Raw genomic sequence first — 20,479 nt, 5'->3', positions numbered from 1 at the left:
AGATATGAATAGACAAGAAGCTACACAAAAAATTATGGAAGCAAAAATTGCAAAAGGTTTAACATGGGAAGAAATTTCAAAAGTAAGTGAAAACTCTGAGACTTGGGTTGTAACAGCGTTATTAGGACAAGCTACAATGACACGTCCAGAAGCAGAAAAAATCGGTAAACTATTAGAATTAGATGAAGAAGTAGTTCAAGCATTAACAGTAGTTCCACTTAGAGGTCAAGTAATGCAAATGCCTCCTACTGACCCAATCTTATATCGATTATATGAAATGATGTTACAATACGCACCGACTCTTAGAGAATTAATTCTAGAAAAAGCTGGTGAAGGTGTAATGAGTGCAATTAACTTCAATCTAGGTGTGGACACACAAGAAGATCCAAAAGGTGGCGACCCTCGTATCGTGATTACACTTAACGGGAAATTCTTACCGTTCCGTACATGGTAATTAATTAAAAATCTATCTATATAATTAAAGTGATTTTATAGATTTATAAAATCCATCCTTTTTAATCTAGCTGTATAGAAAGGATGGATTTTTACTATGAGATTCTTTTTATACAAGGGAGAATAATATGAATAAAAAATACGTCGATACGAGCTTTAGTATTCTACAGTGGTTTGTGTTTTTATTAGCAAATGCAATTGCATTGCCTATCATTATTGGTGGCATATTCCATTTATCAATAGAAGATATCTCAACATTAATGCAACGAACTTTTTTAGTTGTAGGAGTAAGTTCATTTATACAAGCATGGTTTGGGCATCGCTATCCCATAGCGGATGGGCCAGCCGGTTCATGGGTAAGTATATTTGTCATATTGGGACAAGTCGCTATGCATCAGGGACAAAGTGCAAAGGATGTATTACAACTTTTAGAAGGCGGATTAATTATTGCAGGTATATTACTCTTCACGCTTGGTATAACAGGGCTTGTACATCGAACCTTGCGTTTATTTACCCCTTTAGTTACAGGAACTTTTCTTTTAATATTATCTCTTCAGCTTAGTGGTGTGTTACTAAAAGGAATGATGGGATTACAAGGAGCTGTAACTCATCCTGATTATACAACGGCTACTATTGCGCTCTTTGTTTTTGCGCTTATTACTTTCTTATCAATTAAAGGGAAAGGATGGATGAAAAGTTACGCTGTGTTACTTGGAATTTCATGTGGTTGGCTTTTGTATGCTGTATTAGGAAAATCATCTCATCTGCCTTCACACACACCGTTAGTTAAGTTATCAGAGATATTCGCTTGGGGCATGCCTAGGTTCAATATTGGAATGGCTCTAACTGCAACTTTATTTACATTTCTTTTAGTTGCAAATACAATCGCTGCTATTTCGGCTGTAAAACAAGTGGCTCCGTTATCTAAAGAAAATGAAAAGCAAATACTGAACCGCGGCGTGTGGGCCGGAGGTATATCGCATATTATCTCGTCGTTGTTTTCTACAATTGGAATTGTACCATTACCTGCATCAGCAGGATTTATTCAACTAACAGGACAAAGAAAAGTGAAGTCGTTCCTTATAGCAAGTCTTATATTAGCAGGAATTTCTTTTATTCCTTCAATTGTAAACTTTATATCCTTACTACCAGGTCCTATTGCTAATGCCGCACTTTTAGCAACATTTGTCCAAGTAATAGGCATTTCATTTCAATCCATTTTACGTGAAGAATTAAATCAACGCCGATTAACAATATTAGGAATTTCATTATTAATCAGTTTGGGAATAATGTTTCTTCCAGAAAGTGCATTTAGCGGAATTCCTTCTTCCTTACAATATGTTTTAAGTAATGGATTACTTGTGGGTACCATGCTTGTCATTCTATTGGAACAGTTTTGGAAAGAGTAAAATTTGTGACTAAGTAAAAAAGCGCCCTGCTTACAGGGCGCCTTTTTATACCTAATGACTAATACTAGCAGTCGGGTATAATGTTGTTCCTCCAATTGAAACTTTTATTTCATTTGTTAATGGAACATTTTGTTCATTAATAATTGTTCTCCACCATTCCCATGCAAGACCAGTACATTCTCTTGCTACGATTTTTATATTTTTTGAATTTGGTGGAAGAGGGATAACTGTAGAGTAATGAGCCGTTTTGTCTTTGCCGCTACCATCCCATGTTTTATGTGTTAGTACTTCTTTACCATTTTGATCAAATGTGAATTCATCCCAAGATACATCAAATTGCGCAACGTAAGCACCGTAATGATCCAGTGTCATTTTAGCACTTGAATATTCTGTAGTTGTCGTCTCGATATAATCTGTATTGTTATGAACAGCAGCAGTTGCATTATCTTTTAAAAAAGTACTTGTATATGAAATTGGGTATGCTGGATTTTTAAGACTTAATTCAGCATTATCTTTAATGATATTTCGGATTTCATTGAAATCTTTAGTAACAACCTTGTTATGCTCTTTCGCATCTCCGCCTAATACTACAGCAGTAAAGGTACTTTCTTCAAAAATATCTTTGTACTGTCCATTCGTTTCGACGCTGTTATTCTTAAGTAAGGCTTTAAAAGCAGCTTGTACATCTTTGCTCTTAGATGTTGTTTCTAATTTTACATAAACAGTTCTACCATAAGCTACATTTGAGACCATAACAGGTGGAGCCGAATTACTTACACCTTTACGAGTTAACTCACCAAAAGTAACACTATTATCAAAAAGATCGGATGGATTGTTAGGTAGTTCAGCACTTACGGTATAAAATATTTGCTTATATGCCGCTACCATCACTTTTTTCTCTCCATTTGCAACCGCATTAAAATCAATGTTTAGACTGTTATCAAGATATTTAGCGTTAACGTTAAGGGCACTTGCGATTTGTGATTTACTATAAACCATAGATTCTGTATACTGCATTCTTGCAGGTAACGTATGTGTTTTAGAATACTTTTCATTCCAAGTAGATACTAAATCATCTACTGCTCCAGCCACATTACCATATGTCGGATTTTGGACAGTAATTGTATTTTCTTTTCTCATGCCAGGTAAGTCTATACTAATATTCAAAGGCTTTCTCTTAGCCACTAATAAACTCGGTTGATTGTCTGCAAAAGCTTTATTTGCAAGTTGTACCGCTCCTGGATACGTACGATTCACCACAGAATCAATAATCGAAATATCGACTGGTGAAGTTGTAAGTGATTTTTTCTCGCGTTCCACTACTACAAATTTACCATTTGAATTGATACTTTCTTTAGGAACAAAACTCTCTACCTTATCACCATTTACAGCTAAAACCTCTTGATTATTATATTTAAGATTTGCTATACCAGTATCAATGCCACTAGCATTTTTGGTTACATCAGTTGCATTACCTACTTGTGTTTCTGCGAAGGAAATAGATGAATAATTAATAGTGCATAGACTAACTAATAAACACGCAAGGAACTTTCTTCTTTTAGTGTTTTTCTTAATATTCAGAAAAATCACCCCGTTCTTTTTTTAGTAAGATATGATAATGATTGATAAATGATAGCTAACTAATAAACCTACATAAATGCTTTCAAAAGTTCTTGAATTAACGGGATTACGCCACCTACAAATTTCAAAACTGCCATTGCGATTTCCATATTATTTCCTCCTTTTTTATTGCTACGAAAATGTGATTTATCTTTATGCCCTCATTATAGTGACCCCTTACACTTTTATCAATACACTCTTATATGCAATATTACATACAAAAAAAACAAGCTGAATTCTTATAAAAAGTTATACAGAGATAAATTTTAAGTTTGGTAAATACTTGAAAATACGAAGCGTTCTTTGCATTTCATGAGTAATTTACAAGTTTATTGTTGGAAGCATCGCAGGACCGGAAGTAATGAAATACATGCAGGACTGTTACGAGCAGCCAGAAATATTAAGAGTTATCATGGGCAACCGCATTAAAAAAAGCTGCTGCCTATAAAATACAGACAGCAACTTCAACTAGAGTAGCTGGCATGATTTACACAAGCTACAGTATTTTTTTGACATACTCATTTTTCACATTTTGTAACTAATAAACAGCGATTGGCCCATAAGGACCATTGATAATTTCAATTTTCGTTTCAAAAATATCTGTTAAAATTGTTGGGTCCATAACCTCTTCTACTGTTCCAAAAGCAGCAATTTGTCCATCCTTCATAGCACAAATTTTATCCGAATATTTGGCTGCAAAATTTATGTCATGCATAACAGTCAAAATTGTTCTTCCAAATTCATTAGCTGCACGTCTCAAATGCTCCATCATTTGAACAGAACGAGCAACATCAAGGTTGTTCAGAGGCTCGTCCAAAAGTACATATTCAGTCTCTTGGCACAATACCATCGCTACATATGCCCTTTGTCTTTGACCACCAGAAAGCTCATCTAAATATCTATTCTCTAAATTAGTTAAATCTAGAAAATCGATATATTTAGAAATGATAGCTTCATCCTCTTTAGTTAATCTTCCCTTTGAATAAGGAAAGCGCCCAAATCCAACTAATTGTCTAACAGTAAGCCTAGTTACAAAATGATTCTCTTGTCGCAATATAGTCAAAATTTTTGCTAAGTCTTTTGATTTAGATTCAGAAACATCCATATTCGCTACCTGAATTTGACCTTCATCCATATCTAAAAGTCTGCCAATCATCAATAGTGTCGTGGACTTTCCAGCACCATTTGGTCCAATTAAAGAAGTAAAGCCTGCTTTTGGTATTTCAATATCTAAAGGTCCTATTTTTACCTTATCAGTATAGAACTTTTTAACATTATCAATTTTTATCATAAAGCCCTCTTCCTTAAAACTATAGTTAAGAATATTATTCCACCAAATAATTCAATAATAACTGAAACTACACCTTGAGCATGGAATACATGATACATTAAAAAGTATGCACTCGTCATTATCAAAAATCCTATTGCAAAGGCCATTGGAAAAATATATCTATGATCATAAGTTGACGCCGCCTGATAACTCAAAGTCGCTACTAAAAAGCCGTAGAAAGTAAGTGGTCCAATTAGAGCTGTTGAGATGGACATCAAAATAGCAACTAATACAAGCGTATAAATTACACTAGGTTGATATTTAACTCCAAAAGAAGTAGAAACATCCTTTCCTAGTGATAAGATATTCAACTTCTTAGAATGAGCCAAAATTAATACTGCTACAATTATAACCATAGGAATTACAATAGGAAAATATGCAGGATCTGCATGATTAACAGAACCAAATAATCTTGCTTGTAAAATATCAAATTCTGAAGGCGCAAGTAGCTTTCTCATGAAAGTTGACACAGAATTTAGCCCGGTACCAATAATAATTCCAACTAAAAGCATAAGTTGTAAATTCCCGTATTTACCGGAAAGTAACCATCCATAAAGTATCAAACTCATGAAGACCATAACAACAACTTGGAATAAAAATGATCCAATTCCACTAAAATTTATCAATGCACTAGCACCAAAGAAGAATATTGTACTCGTTTGAATTGCTGAATAAAGTGATTCAAAACCTAAAAGCGAAGGAGTAATAATTTTATTATTCGTAATAGATTGGAAAGCAACTGTCGACAAGCTATGGCAAACTGCAGCAATAATCATTGCAACAATAGCTACTATCCTTCTCTTAACAACTGGGATAAAAGAAGGTGAATCTATCGGAACTGGATTGTTATAAACTAAAAGTCCATATGAAGAAAGAAGACCTAAAGCGATCAATGTTATCAGTAAAATCCAATAACGTCTTGCTTCCTTCTTAGAACGAAAAGCACTAGCTGATCTATTTTCATTATGAAGGCTAGAATCGATTTCGACATTTTCTTTATTTTTATATTCTAATGTGATCATCGTAGCCTCCTTGGTTTTCTTTGCCTCAATAAAATAGTAATAAACACGACTGCTCCCACTGTTGCAAGTATTAAAGAAACAGGTACTTCAAAAGGCTTTATAATTGTTCGAGAAATGATGTCACAGGCAGTTATTGTCCCCATTCCGATCACGCACACCCAAGGTAAATTACTCCTAAGATCATCACCTCTAAACATTGAAACAATGTTTGGAACAATTAATCCCAAGAAAGGTAAGTGTCCAATAACAGCTGCAACAATTCCAACTGCAACAGAGATAAGGCCAGTCCCAAAAAGAACAATTCTATTGTAATTAACTCCAAGGCTTGTTGCGACATCTTCTCCTAGTCCAGCTAAAGTCAATCTATTAGCATACATAAAAATAAGCAAAGTAATGATAACAATTAGCCATAAATATTCATATCTTCCAACCTGAACGTTAGCAAATGAACCTACAAACCAAGTTTCAATACTTTGCGTCATTTGAAAAAGGAGTCCCAAAAAAGTAGACACTGCAGAAATAACTGCTCCAAGCATCAATCCGATAATCGGGACAATTAAAGACGAACGAAGTTTAACTCTTCTTAAAAATAAAAAGAAAATCATAGTTCCTATAAAAGAAAAAATGATTGCACCAGTCATTCTTTGAACTAAAGTCGGGGCAGGAAATAATAAATATACAAAAAGCAGGCCTAATCCTGACCATTCAATAGTCCCCGTTGTAGTAGGTTCAACAAAACGATTCTGTGTAATGAGTTGCATTACGAGTCCTGCCATCGCCATTGCAGCACCAGTAAGCATTAATGCAACTGTTCTCGGAACACGAGTTATGAAAAACATCTCCATTCCGTCCTCTTGTCCGCGTATATCATAAACTCCAGTAAACAGTGATATAATCCCTAAAATTATAACAACTATAATCGCTATTATAAAAGGTTTTGTCCATAATTTATTGTGATTATAAAACTGGGGTTGAGAAGTATTCTCAACCCTAGAAATTATATTTTTTGACACTGTTTCGTACTCCTTTACACTACTTAGCTAAAGTTTTTGCAATATTACCAAATAACTCTATGTAAGTCTGAATTGATTCATTTGTGTAAGTATCTTCTGGTGCATAAACAACCTGTTTTTTAGAAACAGCAGTTGTGTTTTGAAGAGCAGGTGATTTAGAAATAACATCTTTAGCAGGAGCTGAAGTAGCAGCATCAGATGTTGCAGCATCACGATCTAATACGAAAAGCCAATCAGGATTTGTTTGTGCAATAGCTTCAACAGAAACGTCATCACCTTTATGACCTGCAGTAGAATTAGATACTTCTAGTGCTGGAGTCCAACCGAAAATTTCATACATCGGTCCCCAAACGCGACCAGAATGTGGAGCAGCAAAACCAATATTCCCACCAGTAACGATAACACTCATAACTTTATCTTTTCCATTATAAGCAGATTTTACATTTTCAATAGATTTATCAAAATCAGCTACTAATTTTTTGGCTTCTTTATCTTTATCAAAGATTTTTCCTAAAGAAATTGTAGAATCTTTAAGTCCTTTTACTAAGTTTTCTCCAGGCTTAGTAGCTTTCTCAGAAACATCAACATTAAGATCAATAACAGCTGCATTTGGCACTAATTTTTTGATTTCTTCGTAATGGCCAGCAAATCTTTGACCAACGATTACAAGTTCAGGGTTTGCCGCTGCAATAATTTCAAGATTTGGTTCGCGGTGATTTCCAATATTTTGAACTTTGCTATCCTTTACATATGCTGAATCTGCAGGCATTACATCCTTTGGAGCAGCCGCTAATTTAATTCCCCAATCAGCTAAAGTTTCAAAAGTTCTATTATCCAAAGCAACTACATTTTTTGGATTTACAGGGACTTTAACAGTTCCATGTGCATCAGTGATTTCAACCGTTTTTGGCTTATCACTACTATCACCTTTATTAGCTTTCGAAGTTTCCTTACTTGAATCTGAGCAAGCTACTAACATTAAAGTGAAAATCGCTAGAATACTTACTAATTTTAAAAGCATAGTTTTTTTCATACGTATACTCCTTATTATGTAATTTAGTTCGAAAATGATGACGTCCATAGATTGAATTAGATAGTAACTGCTATTCACCTAAACCAATATTGATAATCATTTTCATTTAAATATCCTGTTAATTAGTATAGTCATTAATTCTGTGAAAATCTTGTGAATGGTGTGAGTTAATAGAATTACGCATAATTTGTATACGAAAAGTAATATGTGAAGTCAGGCGTGTTGATTAACCCTTATTTTACAGAGAATATTGATTTTCTTTTCGAGTAAGGACTTTCATTGGATACGGTCACAACTAATCCTTACTAGAATCGTCCCCTCCACACTAACCACTAGATGAGCACCTTATAAACCATAATTTCTCCTATAAAACACGCCCATTAATAGCTACTCTTTTCATAATCCATTGCCTGATAGCAATATTCTTTTAATATTTCTCAGAAACTATTTGATTATTAGATTTAACAGAAAAAAACGAGTACAACTGAAGGAAATAGTTTTACTCGTTTTTTCTATTATCTTATCTTTCAACCATTGAATAGCCTCTGCCATGTATCGTTTGAATATATCTGTCTTTCTTCTCGCACTTTAACTTTTTTCTTACATACCCAATATATAAGTCTACTACATTTGGATTCACTACTACGTTATATCCCCAAACCTGATTCAAAAGCATTTCACGGCTCAATATTGTATTTTTATTCTTGATTAAAAATACGAGTAAATCGTACTCGCGCTTCGTAAGCGAGAGATTTTCGCTACCTTTTTTCACAATATTGCTAGATGCATCAACAAAGAGATCTTTAAACTGAAAAAAGTTTGTCTCATTTTGCTGATTATAGTCAGTTCTCCTTAAAATAGCTTGAACCCTTGCTACTAATTCTTCTTTCGCAAATGGTTTTCTAATATAATCATCTGCTCCTGCTTGTAGCCCTGCTATGCAATCCTTACTAGAAATATTGTCGGTCACAATAATGATCGGTGTCGTTTTAACAAGTCGTATTTGTCTACAAATTTCTGGCCCCGATATACTTAATGAATCCCAATCCAATATGATAATATCCCAATCTTGTTCATATACTATATTTAAACCTTGGTTTTCATTGTGAAGTTTTAAAATGAAATAGCCCTCTTGCGTTAGACCGCTTACGATTTTCTTCGCAAAAGACCGTTCATTCTTAATTACTAACACCTGCTTCACCGATGGTTCACCTCTACTTCAATATAACTTAGTTAGATAAAAAATTATCTCAAAAAAACATTTTAAAATTTATAAATATGAACCCCCTAAAAAAGGCCATTGTAACAGCTTATTAGGAGAACTCTATATAATCTTACAATAAATACGAATAGAAACACAAAGGATATGAAGATTTAAATACATATTATGTAATCATTAAAGGTAGCTATAGTATCTACCTGTTTATCGTCAATAACTATTTCTTCATTTTCTTTTTCAGGGGTACCACCCTTTCCCCATCAACTTAAACATTTTATAAAACTACAAAACAAAAAGAACCATAACCTTGCCAATCTGGCAAATTTATGGTTCAAATCACACAAAATAAAAAAACCACCAAATATGTATTGGTGGAGACGGTGGGAGTCGAACCCACGTCCAAAAATATCGGCACTTAAGCTTCTACGAGTGTAGTCGATATATTAGCATTTCGCGAACTCTTCGGCCTATCGACAGGCTTCCAAGTTGCTAGTCTGATTGTTCTCTTCCTTCGCCCTCAGACGGCGAACTCCGGCGTAGTCCACTTAGTTTGAGTCCCTTACCCTACCACATGGACGATGGAGGGAGGAACCTTTAGTGCAATTAAGCAGCTAAAGAAAGATTGTTTTGTTTGCCAATTATAGGCTTTGACGTTTTAACGAGGCCGATCCCCTCGACTCGCAACCTAAGCTCGAACTATCCCTGTCGAATCCGTAACGTCCCCATGATAAAAATGGAGCATACGAAGAAATATCGTGATAGCTACTAAGAGCTGTTTTTCAATGTGCAACAATCTTACATAAGTTATTATAACATACGCGCGTCGTTTTACAAATGTAAATATCTGTATTACATCTTTTGACGATCACGGAACGCGCGTGCAATTTCACGTTTTGCTTCTTTCTCTTTTAAATCGTTACGCTTATCATATTGCTTTTTACCTTTTGCTAAACCAAGTGCCATTTTCGCGAATCCATTTTTCAAATAAATTCTAACTGGAACTAATGCATAGCCTGTTTCTTTTGAAGCACCCGTTAACTTCTCAATTTCTTTTTTATGAAGAAGTAACTTTCTCGTGCGAAGCGGATCATGGTTGAAACGATTCCCTTGCTCATATGTACTAATATGCATATTATGTACCCATACTTCACCATTATGTACACGTGCAAACGCATCTTTCAAGTTCACGCGTCCAGCGCGAATCGACTTAATTTCAGTTCCTTGAAGGACAAGCCCTGCCTCGTATGTTTCTTCGATGAAATAATCATGAAATGCTTTTTTATTTTGTGCAATAACCTTACCTGTACCCTTTGGCATATAACGTCCCTCCTCTATTTTTACTATTGTAACAAATGTTAATAAAAAGCGAAAGTGGCTCGCTCAGAATGTAAGGTGGATGGAGCTTCTGACCTTGAGGCGCTCTTTGCCTCTCGGGAAGAAGCGAAGCCGCCGAACATTCTAGCCACTGTAGCTGGATTCCAACAAAAAGCGAAAGTGGCTCGCTCTCAAGCCACCAATAAAAAAGAAAAAGCCCCGCTTTTCATCAAAGCGAAGCCCTCCTTTTCTTACTTACGCTTTTTCTTTTTCTTCTTGAATCCTGGTACATTTTCGAAGAATGCTTTTTTCTTCTTACCGTTACCATCTTTTTTCCCTGGCTGACTAGCGGACGTGGAAGTGGAAGCAGAAGCTGATCCTCTTCCTTTTCCTTTGCCACCACGGTCGAATTTTCTACCTGTACCACGTTCTCCGCCGCGCTCATCACTGCGTTCGCTACGTCCACCGCGTTTCTTTCTGCCTGTTCTTGGCTGTTCGATAACGACTGGACGATCTTTGAACTTACGACGAGGCGTCCCTTTCATGCCAACGATTTCAAAGTCGATTGCACGCTCGTCTTTGTTTACGTTAATAACGCGAATTGTAATTTCGTCTCCGATGCGGAATACGTTACCTGTACGTTCTCCGATCATTGCGAAATGTTTCTCGTCATAACGGTAGTAATCATCCGTTAAGTAGCTAACGTGTACAAGACCTTCAATTGTATTTGGAAGCTCTACGAATAAACCGAAGTTTGTTACAGAGCTAATCATACCGTCATACTCTTCGCCAATCTTATCAACCATATACTCTGCTTTTTTCATTTCGTCTGTTTCACGTTCTGCTTCAACAGCACGACGTTCCATATTAGAAGAATGCTCTGCAATTTCAGGTAAGTTTTCACGCCATTTTGCTTGTGTTTCGTTGTCGACTTTACCGTTAATAATGTATTCACGAATTAATCTATGAACGATTGTATCTGGGTAACGACGAATTGGTGATGTGAAATGTGTGTAGAACTCAGTTGATAAACCGAAATGTCCTAAGCTATCCGCATCGTAACGCGCTTGCTTCATTGAACGAAGCATTACTGTTGAAATAACTACTTCTTCAGGTTGTCCTTGAACCATTTCAAGAATTTGTTGCAGCGCACGAGGATGTATTTCATTCGCACGTCCTTTTACTGCATATCCGAAGTTTGTTACAAACTCGAAGAAACGTTCCAGCTTATCTTCTTTCGGATCTTCATGGACACGGTACATGAATGGTACGTTCATCCAGTGGAAATGCTCTGCTACTGTTTCGTTCGCAACAAGCATAAATTCTTCAATTAACTTCTCTGATACAGAACGATCACGCATGACAACATCTGTCGGTTTACCTTCTTCGTCTACTAATACTTTCGCTTCTTTAAAGTCAAAGTCAATTGCACCACGACGCATACGTTTTTCACGTAAAATCTGTGCCAATTGACCCATCTCTTTAAACATCGGTACTAGCGGCTCATAGCGTTTGATTAACTCTTCGTCCTCATCTTCTAAAATGCTTCTTACGTCAGCATACGTCATACGCTCTGTCGTTTTAATCACACTTTGGAAAATCTCATGCTTTACAACATCACCTAAGTTGTTGATTTCCATTTCACAAGATAACGTCAGACGGTCTACTTTCGGGTTTAACGAACAAATACCGTTAGATAGACGATGCGGAATCATCGGAATTACACGGTCAACAAGATATACACTCGTTGCTCTTTCCGCTGCTTCTACATCAATTGGAGAACCTTCTTGAACGTAATGACTTACATCCGCAATATGAACGCCAAGCTTGTAGTTACCGTTCTCGAGCTTCGTTACTGTAACAGCGTCATCTAAATCTTTCGCATCTGCACCGTCAATCGTTACGATCATTTGGTCACGCAGGTCACGGCGATCTTTTAAATCTTCTTCTGAAATCGTTTCTGGTACACTGTTTGCATGCTCCATCACTTCTTCAGGGAATGCTAAAGGTAGATGATGTTTATGAATAACTGATAAAATATCTACTCCTGGATCATTTTTATGACCTAGAATTTGAATAACTTCACCTTCTGCACTTAAACGATTCTCTGGGTAACTCGTAATTTTCACAACTACTTTATGGCCTTCTACAGCACCCATTGATGCACTTTTCAAGATAAAGATATCACTCGTCCAGCGCTTATTGTCAGGTATAACAAATCCAAAGTTTTTCGATTCTGTATATGTACCAACTAGTTCTTTTGTGCCGCGCTCTAAAATTCGTACAATTGAACCTTCTTGGCGTGATCCACTTGATTGTGCGCTAACACGCGCTAATACTGTATCACCATGAAGTGCACCGTTTAACTCTGTAGGCGGGATGAAAAGATCATCATCTCCCGTTTTCTTCTCTTCTGGTACAACGAATGCAAAGCCACGTGCATGTCCAATTAATTTACCGCGTACTAAATTCATTTTTTCAGGAAGACCGTAGCGGTTACTACGTGTGCGAATAACAAGTCCCTTCTCTTCCATCATTACAAGTGCCTTTACAAAATCTTTAAAGCCCTCAGATCCTTCAATTCCAAATGCCTCTTCTAACTCTTGTATTGTTAACGGTTTATACGCTTCTTCTCTCATAAATAATAACAACTTATCAATATTTTCTTGTATGATTTCTTCCAAGCAGAAATACCTCCTTTAAACCCTTATATTATTTAGTGTATCCGAAAGACTGGGGATGTATAAAGCGAAACTTTAATACTCCCCTAATGATTTTTACAGTTTTCACAAAAAATTCCTTATGAAAAAAAGAGGCAACTAGATCTTACCAATCTAGTTGCTCCAAGAAGTTATATACATCCTCATGTAGCTCGTCACGTTGCTTATCAAGTGTAATGACATGCGTAGAGTCTTCATACCATTTAATGTCTTTTAACGTAGATTCTACACCGTTATAAATAATGTTAGCACTATCTGTATTAATCATTTCATCATGACGTGCTTGTACAACAAATGTCGGTGCATAAATCATATCCACATTGTTACGTACGTCAGCAATTAATTGTTGTAATGCTTTTAATGTATTCATCGGTGTCTTTTGGAATTCCAACATTTCTTGTTCGATTTGCTCTGGTGATTTTTGCTCACGGTTTTTATATTCGCGGGCATATGCCAATATACCTTGGTACATCGTTTCTTCACTCTTAATATACATTGGTGCACACATTGGTACTACACCTAAAACAGGTACTGTATAACCTAATTTTAAAGAAAATACGCCGCCAAGTGATAATCCAACAACAGCAATTTTCTCAAAGCCTTTATCTTTTAAAAGCTGATATGCCTCCATTACGTCTTGCCACCAATCTTCAGGACCTGTATGAACAAGCTCTTCTGGTGGTACACCGTGCCCTTTATAAATTGGCGCATGACAAGTGTAGCCTTTCTTCTCTAAGAAACGCCCTAACATACGTACATCAGCTGAGTTTCCTGTGAAACCATGTAGTAATAAAACAGCGCGGTCTCCACCCTCAAATGTAAATGGTTTCGGAGATGCTAATTTCATCATGTACTTCTCCTCTTTCTCTTCTGTAATCTAGTCGTATTCTTTCTATATCTTAGTGTACCATATTTATATTTCTATAATCTAATTAGAAACATCTTTCAAATGGCAAAATAAAAAAAGAAGAACCATTAGTACATCTTACTAACGCTTCTTCTTTCAATTCTATAAATTTAAGTACGTAACAGCAATTGTTAATACGAAGAATAGAACAGCTAAAACAATTGTAATACGGTTTAATACTGCTTCAATTCCACGTGCTTTTTGCTTACCAAATAATTGCTCTGCACCGCCTGAAATTGCACCTGAAAGGCCTGAGCTATTACTAGACTGCATAAGTACCATAACAATCATTAAAATCGATACAATAATAAGTAAAACGGATAATAACGTATGCACTTGGCGTACCTCCTACAAAGATTCAGTTATTTTAACTGTAGCATAAATTCTATAGAAAAGCGAGAGCTATAGAGTCGCTCTCGCTTTTCTTCTATTACATAAACATCATTGCAAATAACGGCCCGAGCAAACATGTCAAAATTGCTGTTAATGTCATTGTTACCGATCCAATAACACCTTCATGTTCATTATTTTTCATCGCTCTCATTACACCCATAATATGAGAAGCACATCCAAATCCGATACCTTTACCAACTGAGTTTGTAACACGGCTCCATTTTAATAAAAGTGGGCCGGTAATCGTTCCAGTAATACCTGCGATAACAACGAAAGCTGCTGTTAATGAAGGTACACCACCAACTTGCTCTGAAACACTCATCGCAACTGGCATTGTCACCGATTTTGGTAAAGAAGATAAAATTAAGCTTTTATCTGTTCCCATAAGTGATGCGATGGCAAAATCACTTGCGATTGCAACTGTTGTCCCTACTAATACGCCACCAGCAATCGGTACAACATATTTTTGCAGAACGTGACGTTGCTTATAAAGAGGAATTGCAAATGCTACAACACCGGGTCCCAGCAGTTTTGCAATCCAGCCACCACCGCTTTCCATATAATGTTGATATGGTATATCAAGCATGATAAATAAGAAAGCCATTAATCCTGTTGCTACAAGCATTGGAATGGTGAATGGTGTTGGAAATAATTTATAGATTTTTTTAGATAATTGGTATAATAGCACCGTAAAAAGAACCCAACCGATTCCGATTAATATTTGGCTCATCGCGACTCTCTTTCCTTTCTATTCGCAAGATATTGTCCTGTATGTCCTGCGACAATAATAATTAAAAATGTACTCGCTACAATTGTAATGAAAAGAGAAATTCCTTTACTCATAAAAAAAGCACCGTAATTCATTAGGCCAAGCGTTGGCGGAATTAATAAAAACGGCATAATAGCAACGAGTGTTTCTGCTCCTAAATCGAACCATTTCACTGGAAGGACTTTTAGGCTAAGTAAAACAAGTAAGAGGAACATTCCAATCAAACTTCCTGGAATCGGAATATTTAACACTTCTTGTACCCAATTTCCAACCATATAAAAAACGTAAAGAGCTGCAATTTGGACAAGAATCTTTGTAAATTTCATGTTCATCATCCCTCATGTTTATACGATCTTCTCTTAATATCTTTATCATAGTATAAATTGTAAAAAGCTGCAATTTATCAACTCGACAGCAAAAACAGCCTATGTTATACGCTTACACCCTTGATATGACTGCATTTCTAAACAAAAAATAAGTCAAAACCCTTGACCTAATATAAAAAGTTTTTATTTTCTGAATTTGTAACATTATTATTTCAATAAAATAATCTTTTTATCCTTAAACTTACATATATATAAAGTGAAACTTTCATTAGTGGCAGTTTTGTTCCTCCCCACAATCGGACTTTTACGGGATAAACAAGATAGGTGGTGAGCATATGCCAAAAAAAGTTCTTATTTTTTGTGATCCTGGGATTGATGATACGATGGCTCTCCTCTTAGCATTCTTTATCGATGAAATAGAAATCGTCGGCATTGTTGCTGATTACGGCAATGTTCCAAAAGAAATGGCCGTACAAAACGCTCATTTTCTTAAGAGCGAAGCAAAGGATAGAAATATCAAGATATTTGGTGGATCAGAACGCCCACTTACTGGCGCCCCTCCTGCTTTCTTTACGGAAGTACACGGGAAACAAGGGCTCGGGCCAATTATTCCAAAGGGACATGTGACTAACGGAGAAATGGAGAATTTTTTCGAAGTCATTCCTCTTATTGAACAGTATAAAGATGAATTAATCATTGTTAGTTTAGGAAGACTTACCTCCCTAGCAATTTTATTCATCTTATGTAAACAGCTCATGAAGCAAATTAAATCTTACTACGTAATGGGCGGCGCCTTTTTACATCCTGGTAATGTGACCCCTATTTCCGAAGCGAACTTTTATGGCGATCCTACTGCCGCTAATATAGTCCTTCAATCCTCACCTAACATGTACATCTATCCATTAAACGTCACTCAGTATTCCATCATTACACCAGAAATGGCTGAATACATTGAAGCAAAAGGAAAAGCCCCACTCGTCAAACCGTTATTCGATCATTATTACTACGGCTATTATAAAGACGCCTTACCGCATTTAGAGGGAAGCCCCTTCCATGACACAATGCCAATACTCGCTTTACTCGATAACTCTATGTTTACGTATCACAAATCACCTATCGTTGTCATGACGGAATCCTATGCACAAGGAGCAAGCATTGGAGAATTTCGCTCTTTAGGAGAATCTAAACCATTTACTGATTGGCCGAATCATCAAATTGCAATTGATTTTGATTATAACCGTTTCTTTAAACATTTCATGTCACTTATGACGGGTGAGCAATTTTAAGCATAAAAAAACAGACCGTGATTTCTCACGGTCTGTCGTTATTTTCTACAATTATCGTTTGATGTTGTAGAAAGATTTGATACCATCGTAAACAGCGATTTCGCCTAGTTCGTCTTCGATGCGTAATAATTGGTTGTACTTAGCAATACGGTCAGTACGGCTCATAGAACCAGTTTTGATTTGGCCAGCGTTAGTTGCAACTGCGATGTCAGCGATTGTAGCATCTTCAGTTTCACCAGAACGGTGAGATACAACTGCTGTGTAACCAGCACGTTTAGCCATTTCGATAGCTTCGAAAGTCTCAGTTAAAGTACCGATTTGGTTAACTTTAATTAAGATTGAGTTAGAGATACCTTTTTCGATACCTTCAGCAAGTTTTTGAGTGTTAGTTACGAATAAGTCGTCACCAACTAATTGTACTTTATCACCGATACGCTCAGTTAATAATTTGTGACCATCCCAGTCGTTTTCGTCTAAACCATCTTCGATAGAGATGATTGGGAAGTCTTTGCAAAGCTCTTCGTAGAAATCAACCATTTCTGCAGAAGTTAAGCCAGTACGGCCTTCGCCTGCAAGGTCATATTTACCAGTTTCTTTGTTGTAGAACTCAGAAGAAGCAACGTCCATTCCTAAGAATACGTTCTCGCCAGCTTTGTAACCAGCTTTTTCGATAGCTTCGATGATTACTTCTAATGCTTCACGGTTAGAACCAAGGTTTGGAGCGAATCCACCTTCGTCACCTACTGCAGTGTTAAGGCCTTTGTCATGTAATACAGCTTTAAGCGCATGGAATACTTCAGCACCCATACGGATTGATTCTTTGAATGTTGGAGCGCCAACTGGTAAGATCATGAACTCTTGGAAGTCTACGTTGTTATCAGCGTGAGAACCACCGTTGATGATGTTCATCATTGGAGTTGGTAATTGTTTTGCATTGAATCCACCAAGGTAACGGTATAATGGAAGACCTACGAAGTCAGCTGCTGCGTGAGCTACTGCCATAGATACACCAAGGATAGCGTTAGCGCCTAGTTTACCTTTGTTTGGAGTGCCATCTAATTCGATCATAGCACGGTCGATACCAGCTTGGTCAGTTACGTCGAAACCAACGATTTCTGGAGCGATTGCTTCGTTAACGTTGTTTACTGCATTTAGAACACCTTTACCAAGGTAACGAGATTTGTCACCGTCACGTAATTCTACTGCTTCGTGCTCACCAGTAGATGCACCACTTGGTACGATAGCGCGTCCGAAAGCGCCGCTTTCTGTGTAAACTTCTACTTCTACAGTTGGGTTACCACGAGAGTCAAGGACTTCGCGAGCATAAACATCAATAATTGTTGACATAATAAATTCTCTCCTTTTTATATAAGCAAATTATTTAATAATTGTTTTACCTGTCATTTCTTTCGGTTGTTCCACATTTAAAAGCGTAAGCATTGTTGGAGCGATATCTCCTAAAATACCACCTTCACGAAGCTCTACATCATTTTTTGTAACGATGAAAGGAACCGGGTTAGTTGTATGAGCTGTCATTGGTCCACCATCAGCAGTTAACTCCTGATCAGCATTACCATGGTCAGCAGTAATAAGTGCTACACCATCTTTTGCAAGAATCGCTTCTACAACTTTTCCTAAACATTCGTCAGTTGCTTCTACTGCTTTAATTGTTGGTTCCATCATCCCAGAATGGCCAACCATATCACAGTTTGCAAAGTTAAGAATGATAACATCATGTTTATCATTTTCGATTTCATTTACTAAAGCGTCCGTTACTTCGTAAATGCTCATTTCAGGTTTCAAGTCATACGTTGCAACCTTCGGTGAGTTAATTAAAATACGCTCTTCTCCTGGGAATTCAGCCTCACGACCACCGCTAAAGAAGAATGTAACGTGCGGATACTTTTCAGTTTCCGCGATGCGAAGTTGCTTTAATCCCGCTTGCGCAACAACTTCACCTAATGTGTTATCAAGGTTCATTGGCTTGAATGCCACGTAACCATCTACAGTTTCACTGAAATGTGTCATACAAACGAATTCAGGAATGTGAGGCACTTTTTCACCACGATCGAACTCACGGAAGTCTTCGTTTGTAAATACACGAGCAATTTGAATTGCACGGTCTGGACGGAAGTTATAGAAGATAACTGCATCATCATCATTGATTGTTGCAACTGGCGTGTTATCTTCGTTAACAATTACAGACGGCAATACGAATTCATCATAGATACCGTTCGCATAAGAGTCTTCTACACACTCTTCTGCTGATTTATAAGTAGGGCCTTCACCATTCACCATAGCACTGTAACATTTTTCTACGCGATCCCAACGCTTGTCACGGTCCATGGAGTAATAACGACCAGAGATAGTCGCGAATTGTCCTACTCCTGTTTCTTTAATTACTTCATTTGTTGCATCGATATAACCTTTTGCTGTTTGTGGTCCAACATCGCGGCCGTCTAAGAATGCATGGATATAAACTTTCTCCACGCCTTCTTTTGCTGCTAAGCGAAGAAGAGCAAACATATGGTTCATGTGACTGTGCACACCACCATCAGAAAGTAAACCGAATAAATGAAGAGCAGTACCTTTTTCTTTTACGCTTTTAATTGCATTTTGGAAAGTTTCGTTCTGATCGAACTCACCTTCACGAATTGCAACGTTTACGCGTGTTAAGCTTTGATATACGATGCGGCCAGCACCGATATTTAAGTGACCAACCTCAGAGTTACCCATTTGACCTTCTGGAAGACCTACTTCCTCACCACAAGCTGTAAGCGTTGTGTGAGGGAATTTGTTCCAGTAACCATCAAAATTAGGTTTCTTAGCTTGTGCTACAGCATTCCCATGAGTTTCTTCACGTAGTCCGAAACCATCAAGAATGATTAAAGCTGTTGGCTTTCTCATTTTACCGCCCCCAGAAGACCTAAGAACGAAGCAGGCTCTAAGCTAGCACCGCCAACTAAAGCGCCGTCGATGTCAGATTGTGCCATATACTCTTTAATGTTTTCTGGTTTTACGCTACCGCCGTATTGAATACGAACAGCTTCTGCAGCTTCTGTAGAAACAGCTTCTGCAACAACTTTACGGATGTGCGCACATACTTCGTTTGCATCTGCAGAAGAAGAAGATTTACCTGTACCGATAGCCCAGATTGGCTCATAAGCGATAACAGTTGCTTTAACTTGCTCTTCTGTTAAACCTGCAAGTGCTTTTGTCACTTGACCTGCTACTAGATCAAATGTTTTTCCGCTTTCGCGCTCTTCTAAAGTCTCACCACAACATACGATTGGTGTTAAACCATGTTCAAATGCTGCAAGAGTCTTTTTGTTTACTGACTCGTCTGTTTCAGCAAACATTTCACGACGCTCAGAGTGGCCAAGTACTACGTAGCCTACTTTTAAGTCGCTAAGTGCTACTGGGCTAATTTCACCAGTGAATGCACCATTTTTTTCGAAGTGCATGTTTTGTGCACCTACTTGTAAATCAGTTCCTTCAGTTGCTGCTACTAAACGCTCTAAGAATAGAGCTGGAGAGCAAACTACTGCATCAACAGCTGAAGCTGCTGGGATTTGACCTTTAACTTCCTCTACGAAGCTAACTGCTTCAGATAGAGTTTTATTCATTTTCCAGTTACCTGCGATAATTGGTTTACGCATGCTTTG

18 protein-coding genes and 1 other RNA gene are annotated in these 20,479 nt (G+C 37.1%); 3 read left to right on the top strand and 16 right to left on the bottom strand.

Annotation, left to right across the window (positions count from 1 at the left end; all coding sequences use genetic code 11):
• Nucleotides 1–4 precede the first annotated feature (4 nt).
• A complete protein-coding gene (cynS, locus tag FS802_RS21950) occupies nucleotides 5–454 on the top strand; it encodes a cyanase (protein ID WP_001081567.1) in 450 nt (149 codons plus the stop codon).
• Nucleotides 455–581: 127 nt separating this feature from the next.
• Entirely contained in the window at nucleotides 582–1,862 is a 1,281-nt protein-coding gene (locus FS802_RS21945; RefSeq protein WP_144525466.1) for a purine/pyrimidine permease, read from the top strand.
• 51 nt (nucleotides 1,863–1,913) lie between these two features.
• Here the strand turns inward: FS802_RS21945 and alo are convergent, their stop codons facing one another.
• The 13 genes from alo to FS802_RS21875 all read right to left on the bottom strand — a co-directional run bounded on the left by alo (nucleotide 1,914) and on the right by FS802_RS21875 (nucleotide 15,528).
• On the bottom strand, nucleotides 1,914–3,452 hold the full coding sequence (alo, locus tag FS802_RS21940; RefSeq protein ID WP_002167407.1) for an anthrolysin O/cereolysin O family cholesterol-dependent cytolysin Alo: 1,539 nt from the start codon (nucleotides 3,450–3,452) through the stop codon (nucleotides 1,914–1,916).
• A gap of 568 nt (nucleotides 3,453–4,020) precedes the next feature.
• The gene (locus FS802_RS21935; RefSeq protein ID WP_078214699.1) at nucleotides 4,021–4,773 is read right to left on the bottom strand and encodes an iron ABC transporter ATP-binding protein; all 753 of its coding nucleotides are present in this window, start codon (nucleotides 4,771–4,773) and stop codon (nucleotides 4,021–4,023) included.
• Nucleotides 4,770–5,834: an iron chelate uptake ABC transporter family permease subunit gene (locus FS802_RS21930; protein WP_078214700.1), complete on the bottom strand. Its 1,065-nt coding sequence runs from the start codon at nucleotides 5,832–5,834 to the stop codon at nucleotides 4,770–4,772. The genes FS802_RS21935 and FS802_RS21930 overlap by 4 nt, the downstream gene beginning before the upstream one ends.
• Nucleotides 5,831–6,847 carry an ABC transporter permease gene (locus tag FS802_RS21925; protein WP_002129872.1) on the bottom strand — a complete coding sequence of 339 codons (1,017 nt, stop codon included), beginning with the start codon at nucleotides 6,845–6,847 and terminating at the stop codon, nucleotides 5,831–5,833. The genes FS802_RS21930 and FS802_RS21925 overlap by 4 nt, the downstream gene beginning before the upstream one ends.
• A gap of 19 nt (nucleotides 6,848–6,866) precedes the next feature.
• On the bottom strand, nucleotides 6,867–7,880 hold the full coding sequence (locus FS802_RS21920) for a siderophore ABC transporter substrate-binding protein (protein WP_002144931.1): 1,014 nt from the start codon (nucleotides 7,878–7,880) through the stop codon (nucleotides 6,867–6,869).
• A 520-nt stretch (nucleotides 7,881–8,400) separates the two neighbouring features.
• Entirely contained in the window at nucleotides 8,401–9,081 is a 681-nt protein-coding gene (locus tag FS802_RS21915) for a response regulator transcription factor (RefSeq protein ID WP_098653614.1), read from the bottom strand.
• A gap of 387 nt (nucleotides 9,082–9,468) precedes the next feature.
• Nucleotides 9,469–9,823: a transfer-messenger RNA gene (gene ssrA / locus FS802_RS21910) on the bottom strand.
• A gap of 125 nt (nucleotides 9,824–9,948) precedes the next feature.
• Nucleotides 9,949–10,416, bottom strand: a complete 468-nt coding sequence (smpB, locus tag FS802_RS21905) for an SsrA-binding protein (RefSeq protein ID WP_001123922.1) — start codon at nucleotides 10,414–10,416, stop codon at nucleotides 9,949–9,951.
• A gap of 248 nt (nucleotides 10,417–10,664) precedes the next feature.
• Nucleotides 10,665–13,097 (bottom strand): ribonuclease R, encoded by a 2,433-nt coding sequence (gene rnr, locus FS802_RS21895; protein WP_097860409.1) that lies wholly within the window; start codon nucleotides 13,095–13,097, stop codon nucleotides 10,665–10,667.
• A 142-nt stretch (nucleotides 13,098–13,239) separates the two neighbouring features.
• Nucleotides 13,240–13,980 (bottom strand): carboxylesterase, encoded by a 741-nt coding sequence (estA, locus tag FS802_RS21890; protein WP_000761972.1) that lies wholly within the window; start codon nucleotides 13,978–13,980, stop codon nucleotides 13,240–13,242.
• Between the two features lie 162 nt (nucleotides 13,981–14,142).
• A complete protein-coding gene (gene secG, locus FS802_RS21885) occupies nucleotides 14,143–14,376 on the bottom strand; it encodes a preprotein translocase subunit SecG (protein WP_000557263.1) in 234 nt (77 codons plus the stop codon).
• A 94-nt stretch (nucleotides 14,377–14,470) separates the two neighbouring features.
• Nucleotides 14,471–15,163, bottom strand: coding sequence for an LrgB family protein (locus FS802_RS21880; RefSeq protein WP_000078299.1), 693 nt, complete (start codon nucleotides 15,161–15,163; stop codon nucleotides 14,471–14,473).
• Nucleotides 15,160–15,528, bottom strand: coding sequence for a CidA/LrgA family holin-like protein (locus FS802_RS21875; RefSeq protein ID WP_000673212.1), 369 nt, complete (start codon nucleotides 15,526–15,528; stop codon nucleotides 15,160–15,162). Before FS802_RS21875 ends, FS802_RS21880 begins: the two co-directional genes overlap by 4 nt.
• A gap of 335 nt (nucleotides 15,529–15,863) precedes the next feature.
• On the opposite strand from FS802_RS21875, the gene FS802_RS21870 reads away from it, so the two are divergent.
• A complete protein-coding gene (locus tag FS802_RS21870; protein ID WP_098653615.1) occupies nucleotides 15,864–16,814 on the top strand; it encodes a nucleoside hydrolase in 951 nt (316 codons plus the stop codon).
• 51 nt (nucleotides 16,815–16,865) lie between these two features.
• Here FS802_RS21870 and eno read toward each other — a convergent pair whose 3' ends face one another.
• The 3 genes from eno to tpiA are packed head-to-tail and all read right to left on the bottom strand — an operon-like array spanning nucleotide 16,866 to nucleotide 20,473.
• Nucleotides 16,866–18,161 carry a phosphopyruvate hydratase gene (gene eno, locus FS802_RS21865; RefSeq protein ID WP_000103948.1) on the bottom strand — a complete coding sequence of 432 codons (1,296 nt, stop codon included), beginning with the start codon at nucleotides 18,159–18,161 and terminating at the stop codon, nucleotides 16,866–16,868.
• Nucleotides 18,162–18,191: 30 nt separating this feature from the next.
• Complete coding sequence (gpmI, locus tag FS802_RS21860; RefSeq protein ID WP_001231145.1) at nucleotides 18,192–19,721, bottom strand: 2,3-bisphosphoglycerate-independent phosphoglycerate mutase; 1,530 nt, start codon at nucleotides 19,719–19,721, stop codon at nucleotides 18,192–18,194.
• Nucleotides 19,718–20,473: a triose-phosphate isomerase gene (gene tpiA, locus FS802_RS21855; RefSeq protein ID WP_001231043.1), complete on the bottom strand. Its 756-nt coding sequence runs from the start codon at nucleotides 20,471–20,473 to the stop codon at nucleotides 19,718–19,720. The genes gpmI and tpiA overlap by 4 nt, the downstream gene beginning before the upstream one ends.
• Nucleotides 20,474–20,479 lie beyond the last annotated feature (6 nt).

Source organism: Bacillus sp. DE0042 (assembly GCF_007680225.1).
GTDB lineage: Bacteria > Bacillota > Bacilli > Bacillales > Bacillaceae_G > Bacillus_A > Bacillus_A wiedmannii.
The sequence above is the reverse complement of the archived record's forward strand: the minus strand, read 5'-3'. Positions and strand labels throughout refer to the sequence as shown.

What these genes read in the sequence shown, in the direction of transcription:
- FS802_RS21935 (WP_078214699.1), bottom strand. Translation starts at nt 4,773, where the DNA reads ATGATAAAAATTGATAATGTTAAAAAGTTCTATACTGATAAGGTAAAA.
- FS802_RS21930 (WP_078214700.1), bottom strand. Translation starts at nt 5,834, where the DNA reads ATGATCACATTAGAATATAAAAATAAAGAAAATGTCGAAATCGATTCT.
- FS802_RS21920 (WP_002144931.1), bottom strand. Translation starts at nt 7,880, where the DNA reads ATGAAAAAAACTATGCTTTTAAAATTAGTAAGTATTCTAGCGATTTTC.
- FS802_RS21870 (WP_098653615.1), top strand. Translation starts at nt 15,864, where the DNA reads ATGCCAAAAAAAGTTCTTATTTTTTGTGATCCTGGGATTGATGATACG.
- smpB (WP_001123922.1), bottom strand. Translation starts at nt 10,416, where the DNA reads ATGCCAAAGGGTACAGGTAAGGTTATTGCACAAAATAAAAAAGCATTT.
- FS802_RS21945 (WP_144525466.1), top strand. Translation starts at nt 582, where the DNA reads ATGAATAAAAAATACGTCGATACGAGCTTTAGTATTCTACAGTGGTTT.
- eno (WP_000103948.1), bottom strand. Translation starts at nt 18,161, where the DNA reads ATGTCAACAATTATTGATGTTTATGCTCGCGAAGTCCTTGACTCTCGT.
- cynS (WP_001081567.1), top strand. Translation starts at nt 5, where the DNA reads ATGAATAGACAAGAAGCTACACAAAAAATTATGGAAGCAAAAATTGCA.
- FS802_RS21880 (WP_000078299.1), bottom strand. Translation starts at nt 15,163, where the DNA reads ATGAGCCAAATATTAATCGGAATCGGTTGGGTTCTTTTTACGGTGCTA.
- gpmI (WP_001231145.1), bottom strand. Translation starts at nt 19,721, where the DNA reads ATGAGAAAGCCAACAGCTTTAATCATTCTTGATGGTTTCGGACTACGT.
- estA (WP_000761972.1), bottom strand. Translation starts at nt 13,980, where the DNA reads ATGAAATTAGCATCTCCGAAACCATTTACATTTGAGGGTGGAGACCGC.
- tpiA (WP_001231043.1), bottom strand. Translation starts at nt 20,473, where the DNA reads ATGCGTAAACCAATTATCGCAGGTAACTGGAAAATGAATAAAACTCTA.
- FS802_RS21875 (WP_000673212.1), bottom strand. Translation starts at nt 15,528, where the DNA reads ATGAAATTTACAAAGATTCTTGTCCAAATTGCAGCTCTTTACGTTTTT.